General features: G+C 36.7%; 15 protein-coding genes. 13 read left to right on the top strand and 2 right to left on the bottom strand.

Annotated features, from left to right (window positions below; all coding sequences use genetic code 11):
- The first annotated feature begins 212 nt into the window (after nucleotides 1-212).
- From Q0371_RS16765 to Q0371_RS16745, 5 genes are all read left to right on the top strand, one after another.
- Nucleotides 213-1967 (top strand): ABC transporter transmembrane domain-containing protein, encoded by a 1755-nt coding sequence (locus Q0371_RS16765; RefSeq protein ID WP_298473195.1) that lies wholly within the window; start codon nucleotides 213-215, stop codon nucleotides 1965-1967.
- Complete coding sequence (locus tag Q0371_RS16760; RefSeq protein ID WP_298473192.1) at nucleotides 1967-3751, top strand: ABC transporter ATP-binding protein; 1785 nt, start codon at nucleotides 1967-1969, stop codon at nucleotides 3749-3751. Before Q0371_RS16765 ends, Q0371_RS16760 begins: the two co-directional genes overlap by 1 nt.
- Before the next feature lie 90 nt (nucleotides 3752-3841).
- On the top strand, nucleotides 3842-4552 hold the full coding sequence (locus tag Q0371_RS16755; protein WP_169359203.1) for a cytochrome c biogenesis CcdA family protein: 711 nt from the start codon (nucleotides 3842-3844) through the stop codon (nucleotides 4550-4552).
- A gap of 16 nt (nucleotides 4553-4568) precedes the next feature.
- The gene (locus Q0371_RS16750; RefSeq protein WP_169359202.1) at nucleotides 4569-4934 is read left to right on the top strand and encodes a response regulator; all 366 of its coding nucleotides are present in this window, start codon (nucleotides 4569-4571) and stop codon (nucleotides 4932-4934) included.
- Between the two features lie 40 nt (nucleotides 4935-4974).
- Nucleotides 4975-5460 carry a cytochrome c biogenesis protein CcdC gene (locus Q0371_RS16745; RefSeq protein ID WP_169359201.1) on the top strand — a complete coding sequence of 162 codons (486 nt, stop codon included), beginning with the start codon at nucleotides 4975-4977 and terminating at the stop codon, nucleotides 5458-5460.
- Nucleotides 5461-5475: 15 nt separating this feature from the next.
- Here the strand turns inward: Q0371_RS16745 and Q0371_RS16740 are convergent, their stop codons facing one another.
- A complete protein-coding gene (locus Q0371_RS16740; protein ID WP_169359200.1) occupies nucleotides 5476-5919 on the bottom strand; it encodes a DUF2621 domain-containing protein in 444 nt (147 codons plus the stop codon).
- Nucleotides 5920-6053: 134 nt separating this feature from the next.
- Between Q0371_RS16740 and Q0371_RS16735 the strand changes: the two genes are divergently transcribed.
- The 4 genes from Q0371_RS16735 to Q0371_RS16720 all read left to right on the top strand — a co-directional run bounded on the left by Q0371_RS16735 (nucleotide 6054) and on the right by Q0371_RS16720 (nucleotide 7477).
- Nucleotides 6054-6269: a DUF1659 domain-containing protein gene (locus tag Q0371_RS16735; RefSeq protein ID WP_169359199.1), complete on the top strand. Its 216-nt coding sequence runs from the start codon at nucleotides 6054-6056 to the stop codon at nucleotides 6267-6269.
- A gap of 18 nt (nucleotides 6270-6287) precedes the next feature.
- Nucleotides 6288-6500, top strand: a complete 213-nt coding sequence (locus Q0371_RS16730) for a DUF2922 domain-containing protein (protein ID WP_169359198.1) — start codon at nucleotides 6288-6290, stop codon at nucleotides 6498-6500.
- Nucleotides 6501-6667: 167 nt separating this feature from the next.
- Nucleotides 6668-6796 carry a YvrJ family protein gene (locus Q0371_RS16725; RefSeq protein ID WP_169359197.1) on the top strand — a complete coding sequence of 43 codons (129 nt, stop codon included), beginning with the start codon at nucleotides 6668-6670 and terminating at the stop codon, nucleotides 6794-6796.
- A 93-nt stretch (nucleotides 6797-6889) separates the two neighbouring features.
- Entirely contained in the window at nucleotides 6890-7477 is a 588-nt protein-coding gene (locus Q0371_RS16720; RefSeq protein WP_251553157.1) for an SCO family protein, read from the top strand.
- 231 nt (nucleotides 7478-7708) lie between these two features.
- On the opposite strand, the gene Q0371_RS16715 is transcribed toward Q0371_RS16720, so the two are convergent.
- Nucleotides 7709-7957 (bottom strand): GlsB/YeaQ/YmgE family stress response membrane protein, encoded by a 249-nt coding sequence (locus tag Q0371_RS16715; protein WP_169359195.1) that lies wholly within the window; start codon nucleotides 7955-7957, stop codon nucleotides 7709-7711.
- A gap of 516 nt (nucleotides 7958-8473) precedes the next feature.
- On the opposite strand from Q0371_RS16715, the gene Q0371_RS16710 reads away from it, so the two are divergent.
- The 4 genes from Q0371_RS16710 to Q0371_RS16695 all read left to right on the top strand — a co-directional run bounded on the left by Q0371_RS16710 (nucleotide 8474) and on the right by Q0371_RS16695 (nucleotide 13552).
- Nucleotides 8474-8977: a DinB family protein gene (locus tag Q0371_RS16710; RefSeq protein WP_251553156.1), complete on the top strand. Its 504-nt coding sequence runs from the start codon at nucleotides 8474-8476 to the stop codon at nucleotides 8975-8977.
- A gap of 116 nt (nucleotides 8978-9093) precedes the next feature.
- Complete coding sequence (gene acnA, locus Q0371_RS16705; protein WP_298473179.1) at nucleotides 9094-11802, top strand: aconitate hydratase AcnA; 2709 nt, start codon at nucleotides 9094-9096, stop codon at nucleotides 11800-11802.
- 285 nt (nucleotides 11803-12087) lie between these two features.
- A complete protein-coding gene (locus tag Q0371_RS16700) occupies nucleotides 12088-13128 on the top strand; it encodes a serine hydrolase (protein WP_298473175.1) in 1041 nt (346 codons plus the stop codon).
- Between the two features lie 13 nt (nucleotides 13129-13141).
- Nucleotides 13142-13552, top strand: a complete 411-nt coding sequence (locus Q0371_RS16695) for a GNAT family N-acetyltransferase (protein ID WP_298473172.1) — start codon at nucleotides 13142-13144, stop codon at nucleotides 13550-13552.
- Nucleotides 13553-13914: the final 362 nt, after the last annotated feature.

The following is a 13914-nucleotide window of genomic DNA, read 5'->3' as shown; positions in this document are numbered from 1 at the left end:
CCTCGCTTTTCTCCATTTGCCTGTCGGGGCAGACATAGGCGCTTGCGCTTTTCTAGTTAAATGTATCATAGTTATAATTTCTTGTACGAACACAATTGATATTATTTAATAAAATATTTCTGTTTCCGAATTATTTTGTTTTTCCATCTTTCGTAATGTTCAAACATTTGCTAAACTAGTAAAGTCTTAATTTGTAATATGGGGGAAATATAGTGAAAGTATTCTTGGAGTTGGGCTGGTATTTTAAACAAAGGAAAAAGCAATATTTATTTGGCGTTTTAATGCTTCTATTTGTTGCATTTTTGCAGCTTTTTCCACCAAAGATTATTGGGTTAGTAGTAGACGAGATTCATGCGGGGACACTTACTAACGAGTTTTTATTTAAATGGCTTACTATTTTAGCCTTAGCAGCAATAGGGATGTATGTTCTACGTTATTACTGGCGTATTATGATTTTTGGTTCTTCTATTTATCTCGCTAGGTTATTGAGAGAAAAACTATTTAATCATTTCACCAAAATGGCTCCTTCCTTTTACCAGAAAAAACGGGTTGGAGATCTTATGGCTCATGCGACAAACGATTTGTCTGCAGTACAACAGACGGCTGGATCAGGTGTTTTAACCTTGGTGGATTCCTTGGCAACGGGGGGCTTTGTTATAGCTGCAATGGCAATTACGATTAACTGGAAGCTGACAATCATTGCCTTACTGCCATTACCATTGATGGCCATTTCTACTAGTTATTATGGAAAGCTGCTCCACCAACGTTTCCGTTTTGCACAGGAGGCTTTTTCTAGTTTAAATGATAAAGCTCAAGAAAGTATTTCCGGGGTAAAAGTCATTAAAACATTCGGTCAAGAGAAAGAAGACACAGACGATTTTGTTAATCTATCAAAAGAAGTTGTCGCTAAAAATATGCATGTAGCCAAGGTAGATTCTCTATTTGACCCAACGATTTCTTTAGTCGTGGGAATGTGTTTCTTCTTGTCTATTGTGTTTGGAACACGTTTTATATTAGCTGATGAGATGAGTATTGGAGACCTATTTGCTTTTACTTCCTATTTAGGATTACTAGTTTGGCCGATGCTAGCATTTGGCTATCTATTTAATATTGTAGAGCGTGGAAGAGCTTCCTATGATCGGATAAGAAATATATTAGAGGAAGAAATTGAAATCGATGACCATGCAGGAGCATTGGATCATAAGCCTAAAGGTGATATTCAATTTAATATTGAAGATTTCAAATTTACTGGTGACGATCGTGTTGCTTTGCACAATATCCAATTTACCCTAAAGCAAGGAGAAACTTTAGGAATTGTAGGGAAGACTGGCTCTGGGAAAACAGCAATTTTAAAATTGTTAATGAGAGAGTTTGAGGGGTATCGCGGTACTATTATGTATGGCGACCATTCCATAGTTGCCTATAAGAAAAGAGCTTTGAGAGAGGCGATTGGTTATGTTCCTCAAGATCACTTCCTATTCTCTACGACCGTTGCTGGTAATATAGCGTTCGCAAATGCAGATGCAACGATGGATGAAATCTATGAAGCAGCAAGATTGGCCAATATCCACGAAGATATCCTTCAATTTACGGACGGCTATAACACGATAGTAGGAGAGCGGGGAGTATCGTTATCAGGTGGACAGAAGCAACGTATTTCAATTGCACGTGCCTTGATGATGAAGCCAGAATTACTAATACTTGATGATTCTCTTTCAGCTGTTGATGCGAGAACAGAGGAAGCAATATTAGAATCATTGAAGAAAAGTCGTACAGATGAAACGACTATTATTACTTCCCATCGTTTAAGTGCCATTGCGCATGCACATCAAATTATTGTGATGGATGAAGGTACTATTAAAGAAAAAGGGACGCATGAAGAGCTAATGGAACTAAAAGGGATGTATTATGAAATGTATCAGTTACAGCAATTAGAGAATCTTGTGGAAAAAGGGAGGGATGTCTGATGAATGAAAAACAGCCAACACTGACTGGGAAAGACCAATGGCTAGTTCTTAAAAGACTGCTGACCTACTTAAAACCACATACAAAGATGATTGCTTTTGCATTGTTTTTATTAATATTAACGGTTACTGGAGATATCCTTGGACCATATTTAATAAAAACGTTTATGGATAATTATTTAACACCAAGAGAATTTCCTACTGGACCACTCGTTGGTCTGGCATTGGGATATATATTTATCCAAATTGGAAATGTTCTCGTAAGTTACTTCCAGTTGTTAAAGTTCCAAGAGATTGCATTAAAAATCATTCAACAGATGCGTATTGATGTCTTTTCGAAAGTTCATCGCCTAGGGATGCGTTATTTCGATAAGACTCCTGCAGGTAGCATCGTATCTAGGGTTACCAATGATACCGAGGCAATTAAGGATATGTTTGTTAGTGTATTAGTAGGCTTTGTACAAAGTGGGTTCCTAGTTATTGGAGTCTATATTGCTATGTTCTTACTGAACGTAAAGCTTGCATTAATTACTACCATTTTGTTGCCTATTTTGTTTGTCATCATCATCACCTACCGTCGATACAGCTCGGTAGTTTACCAGGACTTAAGAGAACGACTAAGTCAGTTGAATGCAAAGCTGGCAGAGTCTTTACAAGGGATGACTATGATTCAAGCATTTAGACAGGAAGATCGGTTGCAGGATGAGTTCAATGATATCAACGAATCACATTGGAAGGCTGGAAGAAGAAATATAAAGCTAGACAGCCTGTTACTGCGACCAGCAATCGATATGGTATATGCTTTAGCAATTATTATTCTCCTCAGCTACTTTGGAGTCACTTCCATGGACAATATCGTGGAGGTTGGGGTGATCTATGCTTTTGTTACTTATATAGATAGATTTTTTGAGCCAATCAACCAGGTGATGCAAAGGTTATCGATTTTTCAATTAGCGATTGTTGCTGCATCTAGGGTATTTAAGCTGTTAGACGAGAGTGATTTGGCGCCTACACAAAAAAATGTGGAAACAGCTACGATTGACAAAGGGAAAATAGAGTTTCAAAATGTTACTTTTTCCTATGATGGAAAAACGGATGTCTTAAAGAATATCTCATTTACTGCTGAGCCAGGCCAAACAGTAGCATTAGTAGGCCATACAGGAAGCGGGAAAAGCTCAATTATAAATCTACTTATGCGTTTCTATGAATTTGAACATGGAGATATAAAAATTGACGGGCACTCTGTGAAAGATTTCCAGACTGCTGAAATTCGAAACAAGATGGGGTTAGTGCTACAAGATCCATTCCTTTTTTATGGGGATATTGAGAGCAACATAAGACTTCACGGTCACGATTTGACTGACGAAGAAGTGAGAGAAGCAGCTGAATTCGTGCAAGCCGATAAGTTTATAGAAAAATTACCAAATGGATATAAGCAGAAAGTGTCGGAAAGAGGGTCTACGTTCTCGAGTGGTCAAAGACAGCTAATAGCGTTTGCAAGAACTATCGCAACGAATCCTAAAATCCTTGTTTTAGATGAAGCAACTGCAAATATCGATACTGAGACTGAGGTTGCCATCCAAAGCAGCTTAGAAAAAATGCGTAAAGGAAGAACGACTATTGCTATTGCGCATCGTCTAAGTACAATTCAAGATGCAGAATTGATCCTCGTTCTTCACCATGGGGAAATAGTAGAAAGAGGCACACATCAGCAATTATTGAATGAGAAAGGTCTATATCACAAAATGTACCTGCTTCAAAATGGGGTAGTCGAGGATATAGCATAAAAAATTCAAAAAGCTGTCACAAGCTTTAATAGGGTAAAAGTTAAGGAAATTTGATACGATAGGAACAGTAATTTGGAAAGGAAGACTGCCGTGAGTACAGATCTTAACTTACTACTGGCGTTCGGTGCTGGGTTTTTAAGCTTTATTTCCCCATGCACTTTACCGTTGTATCCTGCATTTTTATCCTATATAACTGGTATGTCACTAGAAGAAATTAAAACAGATAAAAAGCTAATGCAAAAAAGAGGCATGCTACATACATTATTTTTCTTGCTTGGTTTCTCTGCTATATTTATCGCATTAGGATTTGCCACATCGTTAATTGGTACATTTTTTATCCAGTATGATGACTTAATCCGTCAAGTTGGTGCAATTTTTATCGTTGTATTTGGATTAATAGTCGTTGGAGTTTTTAAACCGGAATTTTTAATGAAAGAAAAAAAATTACATTTTAAAAACAGACCATCTGGATACTTAGGGACTTTTTTAATAGGTATGGCTTTTGCAGCAGGCTGGCAACCTTGTACCGGTCCGATTCTAGCGTCTGTATTATTACTAGCTGGATCTAATCCTGGTTCAGGCGTCTGGTATATGCTTGCATATGTTCTAGGCTTTGCAATCCCATTCTTTGTTCTGTCCTTCTTTATCACTAGATTGAACTGGATTCGTAAAAATAGTAATCTGATTGTTAAAGTCGGTGGCTATATTATGATTGCTTTAGGGATTCTATTGTTTTTCGACGGATTAACTTATATAATTCGTATATTAAGCCCTATTTTTGGAGACTTTACTGGATTTTAAATAAGGAGGCAACGATATGCCGACAGTTTTAGTAGTGGATGACGCAGTATTCATGCGTACAACGATTAAACGAATGCTAGATGATCATCCATTTGAGATAGTGGGCGAAGCCGCTAATGGGCTTGAGGCTATCGAGCAATATAGAAAGTTAAAACCAGATGTAGTCACAATGGATGTTACTATGCCAACGATGACGGGACTCGAAGCAGTAAAGCATATTATTGCTGAATTTCCAGAAGCCAGGATAGTAATGATTACTGCACTTGGGCAGCAAAAGCTTATTGTCGATGCGTTGGAATACGGAGCAAAGGATTTCATCACTAAACCGTTTGATCCGGACCAACTCATCAATGTGTTACGCAATGTAACAGACATATATTAAATCTATAAAATGAAGAAACTAAAAGATATGGGGAATACCAATGTTAGAAAATATTCCGGCCAATGTTATGATCATTGTCTCAACAGTCATTGCGCTAGGTATGGGAATTCTAGTAACAACCTTACGGGCAAAATCAGCAAAAAAACCAGCAAGTGCTAAAAAAATATTATTACCCCCTTTGTTTATGTCAACCGGGGCATTAATGTTTGTGTTTCCCTTCTTTCGAGTAACGCTAGCGCAAATAGGTGAAGCTTTGTTAATCGGAATGTTATTTTCTATCGTTCTGATATGGACGTCTAAGTTTGAGCATAAGGATGGAGAAATCTATCTGAAACAGTCAAAAGCATTCATCTTCATATTAATCGGGCTTTTAATCATTCGTTTAGTTGGCAAGATTGTTCTTAGCTCTACAATCGATGTGGGAGCATTAAGTGGAATGTTTTGGATTTTAGCATTTGGGATGATTGTCCCTTGGAGAATTGCAATGTTCATACAGTTTAAGAAAATGCAAAAACAGCCAATATAAAAACGAGCATCCTTTTTAAGGGGTGCTCGTTTTTTTTCGATCCTCTGACAAAGCAAAATACTTTTCAAATGGTGAAACATCTACTTCCATTTCCTTGAGTTTCTTACGTAAAAACTTATGATCTCTTTTAGGAGTGGCGATGATATAGCCACGTATCAACAGTTCCTGTGTGATAGCCTTGGCATTTTCTTTTAAAGCAATTTCTCCAATTTTCCCAGCTATTTTTTGTTTTGCAACAGGTCTGAATAAATCAGGTACTGGAGTAACTAGCTCATTTAACAAAGCTTTTTGTTCATCGTTCCATAGGTGTATCGTTTTATCTACATAATATTCTTCCCAGTCGAGATCAGATTTACCATCTCTTTTAGGCATCGATTTGAGGAACTTTCGGAACATGAAAAATCCGCCTATACCCATCAAAGACACTAAGACAACAACCCAAAAAAGTATAAACCACATAAACCATCCTTCTAACAATCTCTTCACCTCATTCTTCTATCTATTAGTATAAGGTGTTTGAAATAATTTTTCATCAGGAATGTATCCTTTCGAGTAAAAACTTTCTATATAGAGAGTGAAGGGAGGTGATTCAGATGGCTAATTTAGAACACAAGCATTCCGTATTAAGAATTACTTTTGAAGCTGGTATGGGTGAAAATGGTAAGTTAAAAACAAAGTCAAAAACGTATCGAAATGTAAAAGCTAGTGCTACTGCAGACCAATTAGAAGCTGCGGTAATAATTCTCTCAGGCTTATCCGCAAGTCCATTTATCATAGCAGAGAAAGTACAAACATCTAATTTAAACTAAAAATAGGGAGGGTAAAACATGGCTAAAACATTACAACTTCAATTTGAAACAGATAATGGGAAGGAATTGACCTTATCAGTAGACGAGCCTCGCGAAAATCTAACTCGTGAGGAAATAGAAGCAGGGATGCAATCACTCATTAACAGCAACACTTTTCATGTAGATAGCTTTAGTCTAAGCGGTATTAAAGGTGCTAAAGTTGTGGAACGTAATGTCAATTCTATAATCTAACATGGTTAGGGGGGTATTAAGAGAGAACAGCTCTTAATACCTTTTCAATTTTGAACCGGAGATTGGAAAAATAGCAGAGAGCATGTTTGAAAAATGGCTTGGATCTTCTAGTAAATAGTGTTATAGTCGCTTGTACTTTTGGAGAAGATGAAAAGGAGGTAATCCCTATGGACCAGTGGCTTTCAGTTATTCAAGATGTAGGCTTTCCTATTTTTGTGTCATTCTATTTAATGCACAGAGTAGAGAGCAAGCTTGAAGAAATTAAAAATGCACTGTTATCCTTGAGCAATGTATAGACACAAAACTGTTGAAATCTAAAAGACAGAGTAGTTGAACGCAATATCCACATTGGTTAAGATTAGGCTAGGATGTTATAAAGGAGTCATACAATGAAAAAAATATTGGGTATTATAATGATAAGCTTATTGGTACTAGCAGGTTGTGGAAGCAGTGACTTTAAAGCCCAAACAAACTGGGAAATAGAAGAATTTGAGTTTGACAATCAACGAGGCGAAGAAACTTCTTTAGAGGATTTAAAGGGAACGGTTTGGTTGGCTACTTTTATCTTTACGAATTGTGAAACAATTTGTCCGCCAATGACCTTTAATCTTGCAGAAATACAAGGAATGCTAAAGGATAAAGGTATAGAGGATTATAAAATTGTGGGATTCAGTGTAGACCCTGAGGTGGATACGCCGGAAGTTTTACAAGAATACTTGGACATGTTTGAAGTGCCTGATCAAAGTAACTGGGAGCTTTTAACTGGTTATTCTCAGGAATATATCTCCCAATTTGCCGAGCAATCGTTTAAAGCACTCGTTCGAAATAATCCAAATGATGACCAAGTAATTCACGGATCTCGTTTTTATTTGATCGATCAAAACGGTGTTGCAGTTAAAAATTACACCGGATTCGAAGACGTACCTAAAGAAGAAATTGTAATTGACATGGAAACATTGATTGAAGAAGGTAAATAAATTCATATTTAAAACCTATTAAAAATTCTTTGGAATTGTTGATAGGTTTTTTATATTGACTAATAAGACTAAGCTTTGACCTCAAAATATATTCAAGGATTCTTCTGAGCTAAAAATTTTTAAATAAAACAATAAAAAAGAGGCTACCTCCAATTTTTGATATTAATCAAAGCTTGGGGCAGTCTCTTTTTTTAGAAATGATTTTTTAAATCCGTGTTAGCTTCATTAAAATTATTTACGCATACTTTTCAAGATTAAACTTAAAATAGCAACTAGGATAATAGCACCGATTAATGCTGGAATAATTGCCATGTCCCAAATTACTGGTCCCATATCAGGGAAAATCATTCCACCGATCCAAGCACCAATGATACCAGCGATAATGTTTCCTATAATTCCACCAGGAATATCCTTACCAAGAATTAGTCCTGCTAGCCAACCGATGATCCCACCGATGATTAAGTATAAAATTAGTCCCATTTTCTTTCATCTCCTCAAATATTTATTATTTCGATTACACTCTTTGTATAGCCAACATGAGAAGACGTTAAACCTCATACTTTTTAATTTAAATATTCCGTCTTTAGTTTCCCGGAAAATTCATGATTTACTTCTCGAATAGCATACTGAGAAACACACAAGCTAAAATAACATAATCATATTTCTCAATATAGTTTCTAAGAGTATAATGAAAAACACTAGGAATTGGTTACCGACTTCTATAAAAGGACTTAACTATGGAATAGAAAACGATTAACACACCATTCTAATAAAAACCAAATAATAGTGATTCCATGGTGATTGCCTTAATCGCATACCAATACCGAGCGTGTCCGATTATACGAAAGGGAAACAATTAATTCACCTTTTGTAAAGTACATAGATATTAGAAGTAAAATAAGTGAAGTATAAAGAGAGAAAAGAAATTAGATTGCAAGGTTGTATAGTGGGTATAAGAATAGATATAAACAAAACATAGTGTAGTGGAGGTAAATAATGTTTCTTGAAAAAAACAATACAATACGTGCAGAGCTTTTTAGACTTGTAGATTCATTAAGCGAGGAGGAGTTCAATCGAAAACCTGATCAAAACTCTTGGTCACCAAAAGAGATTATGGAACATTTGGTTAAAATGGAGAATACGATTGTAAAAGGGATTAAGTCGGAGTTAGCTAATCCTAATAGTCCGCATGCGAAAAAAAAGCCGATTCAGGTTTCGACCCTTCGTTTGATCAAAGTTAAGGCGCCAAAGTATACCGTGCCGAAGCCAGATTACGAGACAAAAGAGGTGATGAAAAGTCAATTACATGCAGCTAGAATGGAATTATTAAAAGTATATGCTAATAATGATTATCAAGTTTTTCAAGATAAATCACTAAAGCATCCTTTATTCGGCAGGGTACCACTTGTACAGTGGTTTCCATTCGTTGGTTTACATGAAAAAAGACATTTAAAGCAATTAGAGAAAACTATTAAAAAGATAAAAGGTCATAAGAATTAATTATTACTTATAATAATTTTAATGTAATTTACTTATCGCTAGAGTTAAGTTATGATTAATGGTGGAGAAAAGTTACTTGAATAGAGTCTTTTCAATAGATATTAGGAGGAATACAAATGGCAAAAGATAGCTTACACAATAGCCGTACTTCTTTCACGCTAAATGGAAAAGAATATACTTATTATCGTTTAGCTGCTTTAGAAGAAGCAGGAATTGCAAACGTATCACGTCTACCTTACTCAATTAAAGTATTACTAGAGTCTGTGTTACGTCAACATGATGGATATGTAATTAAAGATGAGCACGTTGAACAATTAGCAAAATGGGGTAAAGATGCGGATCCAGAAGCAGAGGTTCCATTTAAGCCTTCTCGAGTTGTCCTACAAGATTTCACAGGAGTACCAGTAGTAGTTGATTTAGCAGCATTACGTTCTGCGATGAACGAAATGGGCGGAAATCCAGATAAAATCAACCCTGCTATTCCAGTTGACCTTGTTATCGACCACTCCGTACAAGTAGATAAATACGGTACGGCATCAGCTTTACAAGCAAACATGGATCTTGAGTTTGAACGTAATGCAGAACGCTACAATTTCTTGAAATGGGCACAAACTTCATACGATAACTTCCGTGCTGTACCTCCAGCAACTGGTATCGTTCACCAAGTTAACCTAGAGTACTTAGCACCAATCGTTCATGTGAACGAAAGTGCTGACGGAACACTAGAAACATTCCCAGATTCAGTAGTAGGTACTGATTCACATACAACAATGATCAATGGTCTTGGTGTTCTTGGATGGGGTGTAGGTGGTATCGAAGCTGAAGCAGGAATGCTTGGTCAACCTTCTTATTTCCCAATCCCAGAAGTTATCGGGGTAAAATTAGTAGGAGATCTTCCAAACGGAACTACTGCAACTGACTTAGCGCTTAAAGTTACTCAAGTACTTCGTCAACGCGGTGTTGTTGGTAAATTTGTTGAGTTCTTTGGTCCTGGTGTATCTAAATTACCACTTGCTGACCGTGCAACAATCGCTAATATGGCTCCAGAATATGGTGCAACATGTGGATACTTCGCAATTGATGAAGAATCTCTTGAATACTTGCGTCTAACTGGCCGTGAAGAAGAGCATATCGAAGTAGTTGAAGCTTACCTAAAAGCAAATGACATGTTCTTTGATCCAGCTTTAGAGCCTGTTTATACAGATGTAATTGAAATTGACCTTGGAGATATCCAAGCTAACCTTTCAGGACCAAAACGTCCACAAGATCTAATTCCTCTTACTGATATGAAATCTCGTTACCGTGAAAGCGTAGTAGCTCCTCAAGGTACACAAGGCTTCGGATTATCAGAGAAAGAATTTGATAAATCTGCAACTGTTAAATTTGAAGACAGAGATGTTGTTATGCCAACTGGTGCTGTAGCTATTGCTGCAATCACTTCTTGTACAAACACATCTAACCCATATGTAATGCTTGCAGCTGGTTTAGTTGCGAAAAAAGCAGTAGAAAAAGGATTGAAAGTTCCTGCTTACGTAAAAACTTCATTAGCACCAGGTTCTAAGGTTGTTACTGGTTATTTACAAGATTCAGGACTAGACAAATTCCTTGATGAAATCGGATTTAACACAGTTGGATACGGCTGTACAACATGTATCGGTAACTCTGGTCCATTATTACCAGAAATCGAGAAAGCAATCATTGACGAAGATCTTTTCGTAACTTCTGTTCTTTCTGGTAACCGTAACTTTGAAGGTCGTGTACATCCATTAGTAAAAGCTAACTACTTAGCTTCACCACCATTAGTAGTGGCTTATGCTCTTGCAGGTACTGTTGACATCGATCTTCAAAAAGATTCATTTGGTAAAGACGCAGATGGTAACGAAGTATACTTTGCTGATATTTGGCCTTCAACTGAAGAAGTTAACCAAGTGCTTTCTAAAGTAGTTACTCGTGAGCTATTCCAAAAAGAATATGCACGCGTATTTGATGAAAACGAAGCTTGGAATGCTATTGAAACTTCAACTGAATCATTGTATTCATTTGATGACAAATCAACTTATATTCAAAACCCACCATTCTTCCAAGGATTATCTAAGGAGCCAGGTTCAATTGAAACGCTTGCTGGACTTCGCGTAGTTGCGAAATTCGGTGACTCTATTACAACTGACCATATCTCTCCAGCAGGTGCTATCGGTAAAGATACACCAGCAGGTAAATACTTGCGTGAGAATGGAGTAGAAATTCGTGATTTCAACTCATATGGTTCACGTCGTGGTAACCATGAAGTAATGATGCGTGGTACATTCGCTAATATCCGTATCCGTAACCAAATTGCTCCTGGTACAGAAGGTGGATACACTACTTACTGGCCAACGGGCGAAATCATGTCTATCTATGATGCTGCTATGAAGTACCAAGAAGAAGGTACTGGTTTAGTAGTAATCGGCGGAAAAGATTACGGGATGGGATCATCTCGTGACTGGGCAGCAAAAGGAACAAATCTTTTAGGTATTAAAGCTGTTATTACAGAAAGCTTTGAGCGTATTCACCGTTCAAATCTTGTAATGATGGGTGTTCTACCACTTAACTTCTTACCAGGAGAAAATGCTGAAACTTTAGGATTGACTGGTAAAGAGGAAATCAGCATTAACATTGCTGAGGGAGTTAAACCTCGTGATATCCTGAAAGTAACAGCTAAAGCTGAAGATGGTTCTGTAAAAGAATTCAACGTGCTTGCTCGTTTCGATTCAGAGGTTGAGGTAGATTACTACCGTCATGGTGGTATCCTTCAAATGGTATTACGTAACAAAATGCTAGAAGCTTAATAAATAGATTAAAGGACCTAAATCTTAAATGATTTAGGTTCTTTTTTTGGTGTTTAGGAAATTATAAAATTCTGAACCTGTGGATAAATTGATGTCTAGCTACCTCACCTTGCCCCTCGGGGTCAAATGGATAAAAGCTCCGGTGGCTGAGGAACTGCCTCCTCGCTTTTCCCCATTTGCCTGTCGGGGCAGACATAGGTGTCTGGGCTTTTCTTGCATGAATTAACAAAATATTCTTTATAAGAACATATATTCGTGTTAGTATTTAAATAATGGGGGGATTTTATGAAAATAGAGGGTTTTGAACTGGCAGAGCGAATGAAATTTTATAAGGTACCTGGTATAAGCATTACATTTATTGATCAAGGGCAAATAAGTGAGGGTGTCAATGAAGGCTCCATAGAAAAGGGGTGTGAGAAAAATGTTAAAGAAGATACTCTTTTTAATGCTTGTTCGATAAGCAAGTTTTTAACTGGAATGCTAGTCATGAAGATCACCGAATTAGGGAAAATTAACCTAGATGAAGATATAAACAAGAAACTTGTAAGTTGGCATTTACCCGAAAATAAATTTACAAAACTAAAAGCGGTGACACTACGAAACTTACTATGCCATCAGTCGGGTATTAAAGACACTGTTAATAGTTTTACAGAGTTAAATTCAAATTATAGTGCCCCATCAATGATTAAACTTTTGGAAGGAGAAAGTCATTACAATGCTTACCCTATAAATGTTACATATGAACCTGGAAGTGAATTTCATTATTCAGATGCAGGATATTGTATCATTCAGCAAATTATAGAAGACGTTCTAAAAGAACCATTTCCGCAAGTAATGGATAAATTCATTTTTCGACCTTTAAATATGGAAAATAGTAAATATGTTAGTAGTTCGTCTAGTATATGTAAGGAAAACTTTTCATGTGGTCACAGCAAGCACGGAGACGTAGTGGAGGGAAAATATACGATCTATCCATACTCAGCTGCTTCAGGATTATGGTCTACATCTAAGGATATTGCCAAGCTAGTACAAGAACTAATGAATGCACTAAAAGGAGAAAGTATAACAGGCATTTCTTCAATGGTTGCTAAAGAATTGATTACTCCCCAAGGAGGAAAAGAATGGTCTGGACTTAGCGTGTTTCTTGATAAAGTAGGGAATGAGCTAGAAATTACATCACTTGGGTGGGGTGTAGGCTATCAAAGTATGATGGTGGCGTTTCCATATTTAAACAAAGGTGCTGTGATCATGACTAACGCTGATCTCGGTGTTCATCAGCTAGATGGTATTATCGGTGAAATATATCAAGCATGGATTAATTCTTAAGGGAGGGCAACGAATGAGGATAATAATGGCTTCACCAACTGAAATACATAAAGTAAATTCCTTTTTTATAGAGCATTTAAATCCTATTAGCAGCGAGCTATACTCCGCTGAGTTTTTGTGTCCTCTTGGCATACAAGCAGCAATTAGAAGAAATCAAATGGTTGTAGCCGTAGTAGATGGTGAAATAGTTGGAGCAGTGCGGTTTTATCCAAAGAAAACAACTAATACTATCTCGCTTTATCAATTTGCTATAAGCAAAGAGCATCGTGGAAAAGGAATTTTAAAAAAAATGTTACTTATTATAAAGTCTGCACCTATTCTTGCTCTCTGCCCAGTTGCTTCTGAATTTAACAATTACTTTTTAAAAACGGATTGGAAGCTACAGGAAAAAAGAGGCGAGTATAACGAATGGATATTTCATTAAGAGCAGCTCTACAACATTTTTGGCAGGTTAACTCCCAACTATGAATGAACATTTGTAGAAATCGGAGATAGCTCTAGCGAGGGAGTTAAGCAGATAACAAATCATAAACAACCAAAAACAACTGTGTCTAAGATTTATTTATTCTTAGCTTTGTTAAAGTTATTGGTTGATTTTGACTAACAATTCTTTTTTTATAGTGACTGTAAACATAAACAAAGGAACTTTCAAATGGCTATTAAGAACATAAATAGATGATGAAATTGGGGTTGGTGACAGTTTTTCAGCTTTGTTTATGCGAGTAAATATTTTAGCAATCGATAAGCTGTCGCCGTTTATTGATTGGAGCGCCAGACGGCGACTCC

Source organism: uncultured Psychrobacillus sp. (genome assembly GCF_938022135.1).
Lineage (GTDB): Bacteria > Bacillota > Bacilli > Bacillales_A > Planococcaceae > Psychrobacillus.
This window is presented reverse-complemented; position numbering and strand designations above follow the sequence as displayed.

Coding starts and splice junctions, on each gene's coding strand:
- Q0371_RS16715 (WP_169359195.1), bottom strand. CDS start 7,957: ATGGGACTAATTTTATACTTAATCATCGGTGGGATCATCGGTTGGCTA.
- Q0371_RS16750 (WP_169359202.1), top strand. CDS start 4,569: ATGCCGACAGTTTTAGTAGTGGATGACGCAGTATTCATGCGTACAACG.
- Q0371_RS16725 (WP_169359197.1), top strand. CDS start 6,668: ATGGACCAGTGGCTTTCAGTTATTCAAGATGTAGGCTTTCCTATTTTT.
- Q0371_RS16730 (WP_169359198.1), top strand. CDS start 6,288: ATGGCTAAAACATTACAACTTCAATTTGAAACAGATAATGGGAAGGAA.
- acnA (WP_298473179.1), top strand. CDS start 9,094: ATGGCAAAAGATAGCTTACACAATAGCCGTACTTCTTTCACGCTAAAT.
- Q0371_RS16695 (WP_298473172.1), top strand. CDS start 13,142: ATGAGGATAATAATGGCTTCACCAACTGAAATACATAAAGTAAATTCC.
- Q0371_RS16760 (WP_298473192.1), top strand. CDS start 1,967: ATGAATGAAAAACAGCCAACACTGACTGGGAAAGACCAATGGCTAGTT.
- Q0371_RS16745 (WP_169359201.1), top strand. CDS start 4,975: ATGTTAGAAAATATTCCGGCCAATGTTATGATCATTGTCTCAACAGTC.
- Q0371_RS16720 (WP_251553157.1), top strand. CDS start 6,890: ATGAAAAAAATATTGGGTATTATAATGATAAGCTTATTGGTACTAGCA.
- Q0371_RS16735 (WP_169359199.1), top strand. CDS start 6,054: ATGGCTAATTTAGAACACAAGCATTCCGTATTAAGAATTACTTTTGAA.
- Q0371_RS16710 (WP_251553156.1), top strand. CDS start 8,474: ATGTTTCTTGAAAAAAACAATACAATACGTGCAGAGCTTTTTAGACTT.
- Q0371_RS16740 (WP_169359200.1), bottom strand. CDS start 5,919: ATGTGGTTTATACTTTTTTGGGTTGTTGTCTTAGTGTCTTTGATGGGT.
- Q0371_RS16700 (WP_298473175.1), top strand. CDS start 12,088: ATGAAAATAGAGGGTTTTGAACTGGCAGAGCGAATGAAATTTTATAAG.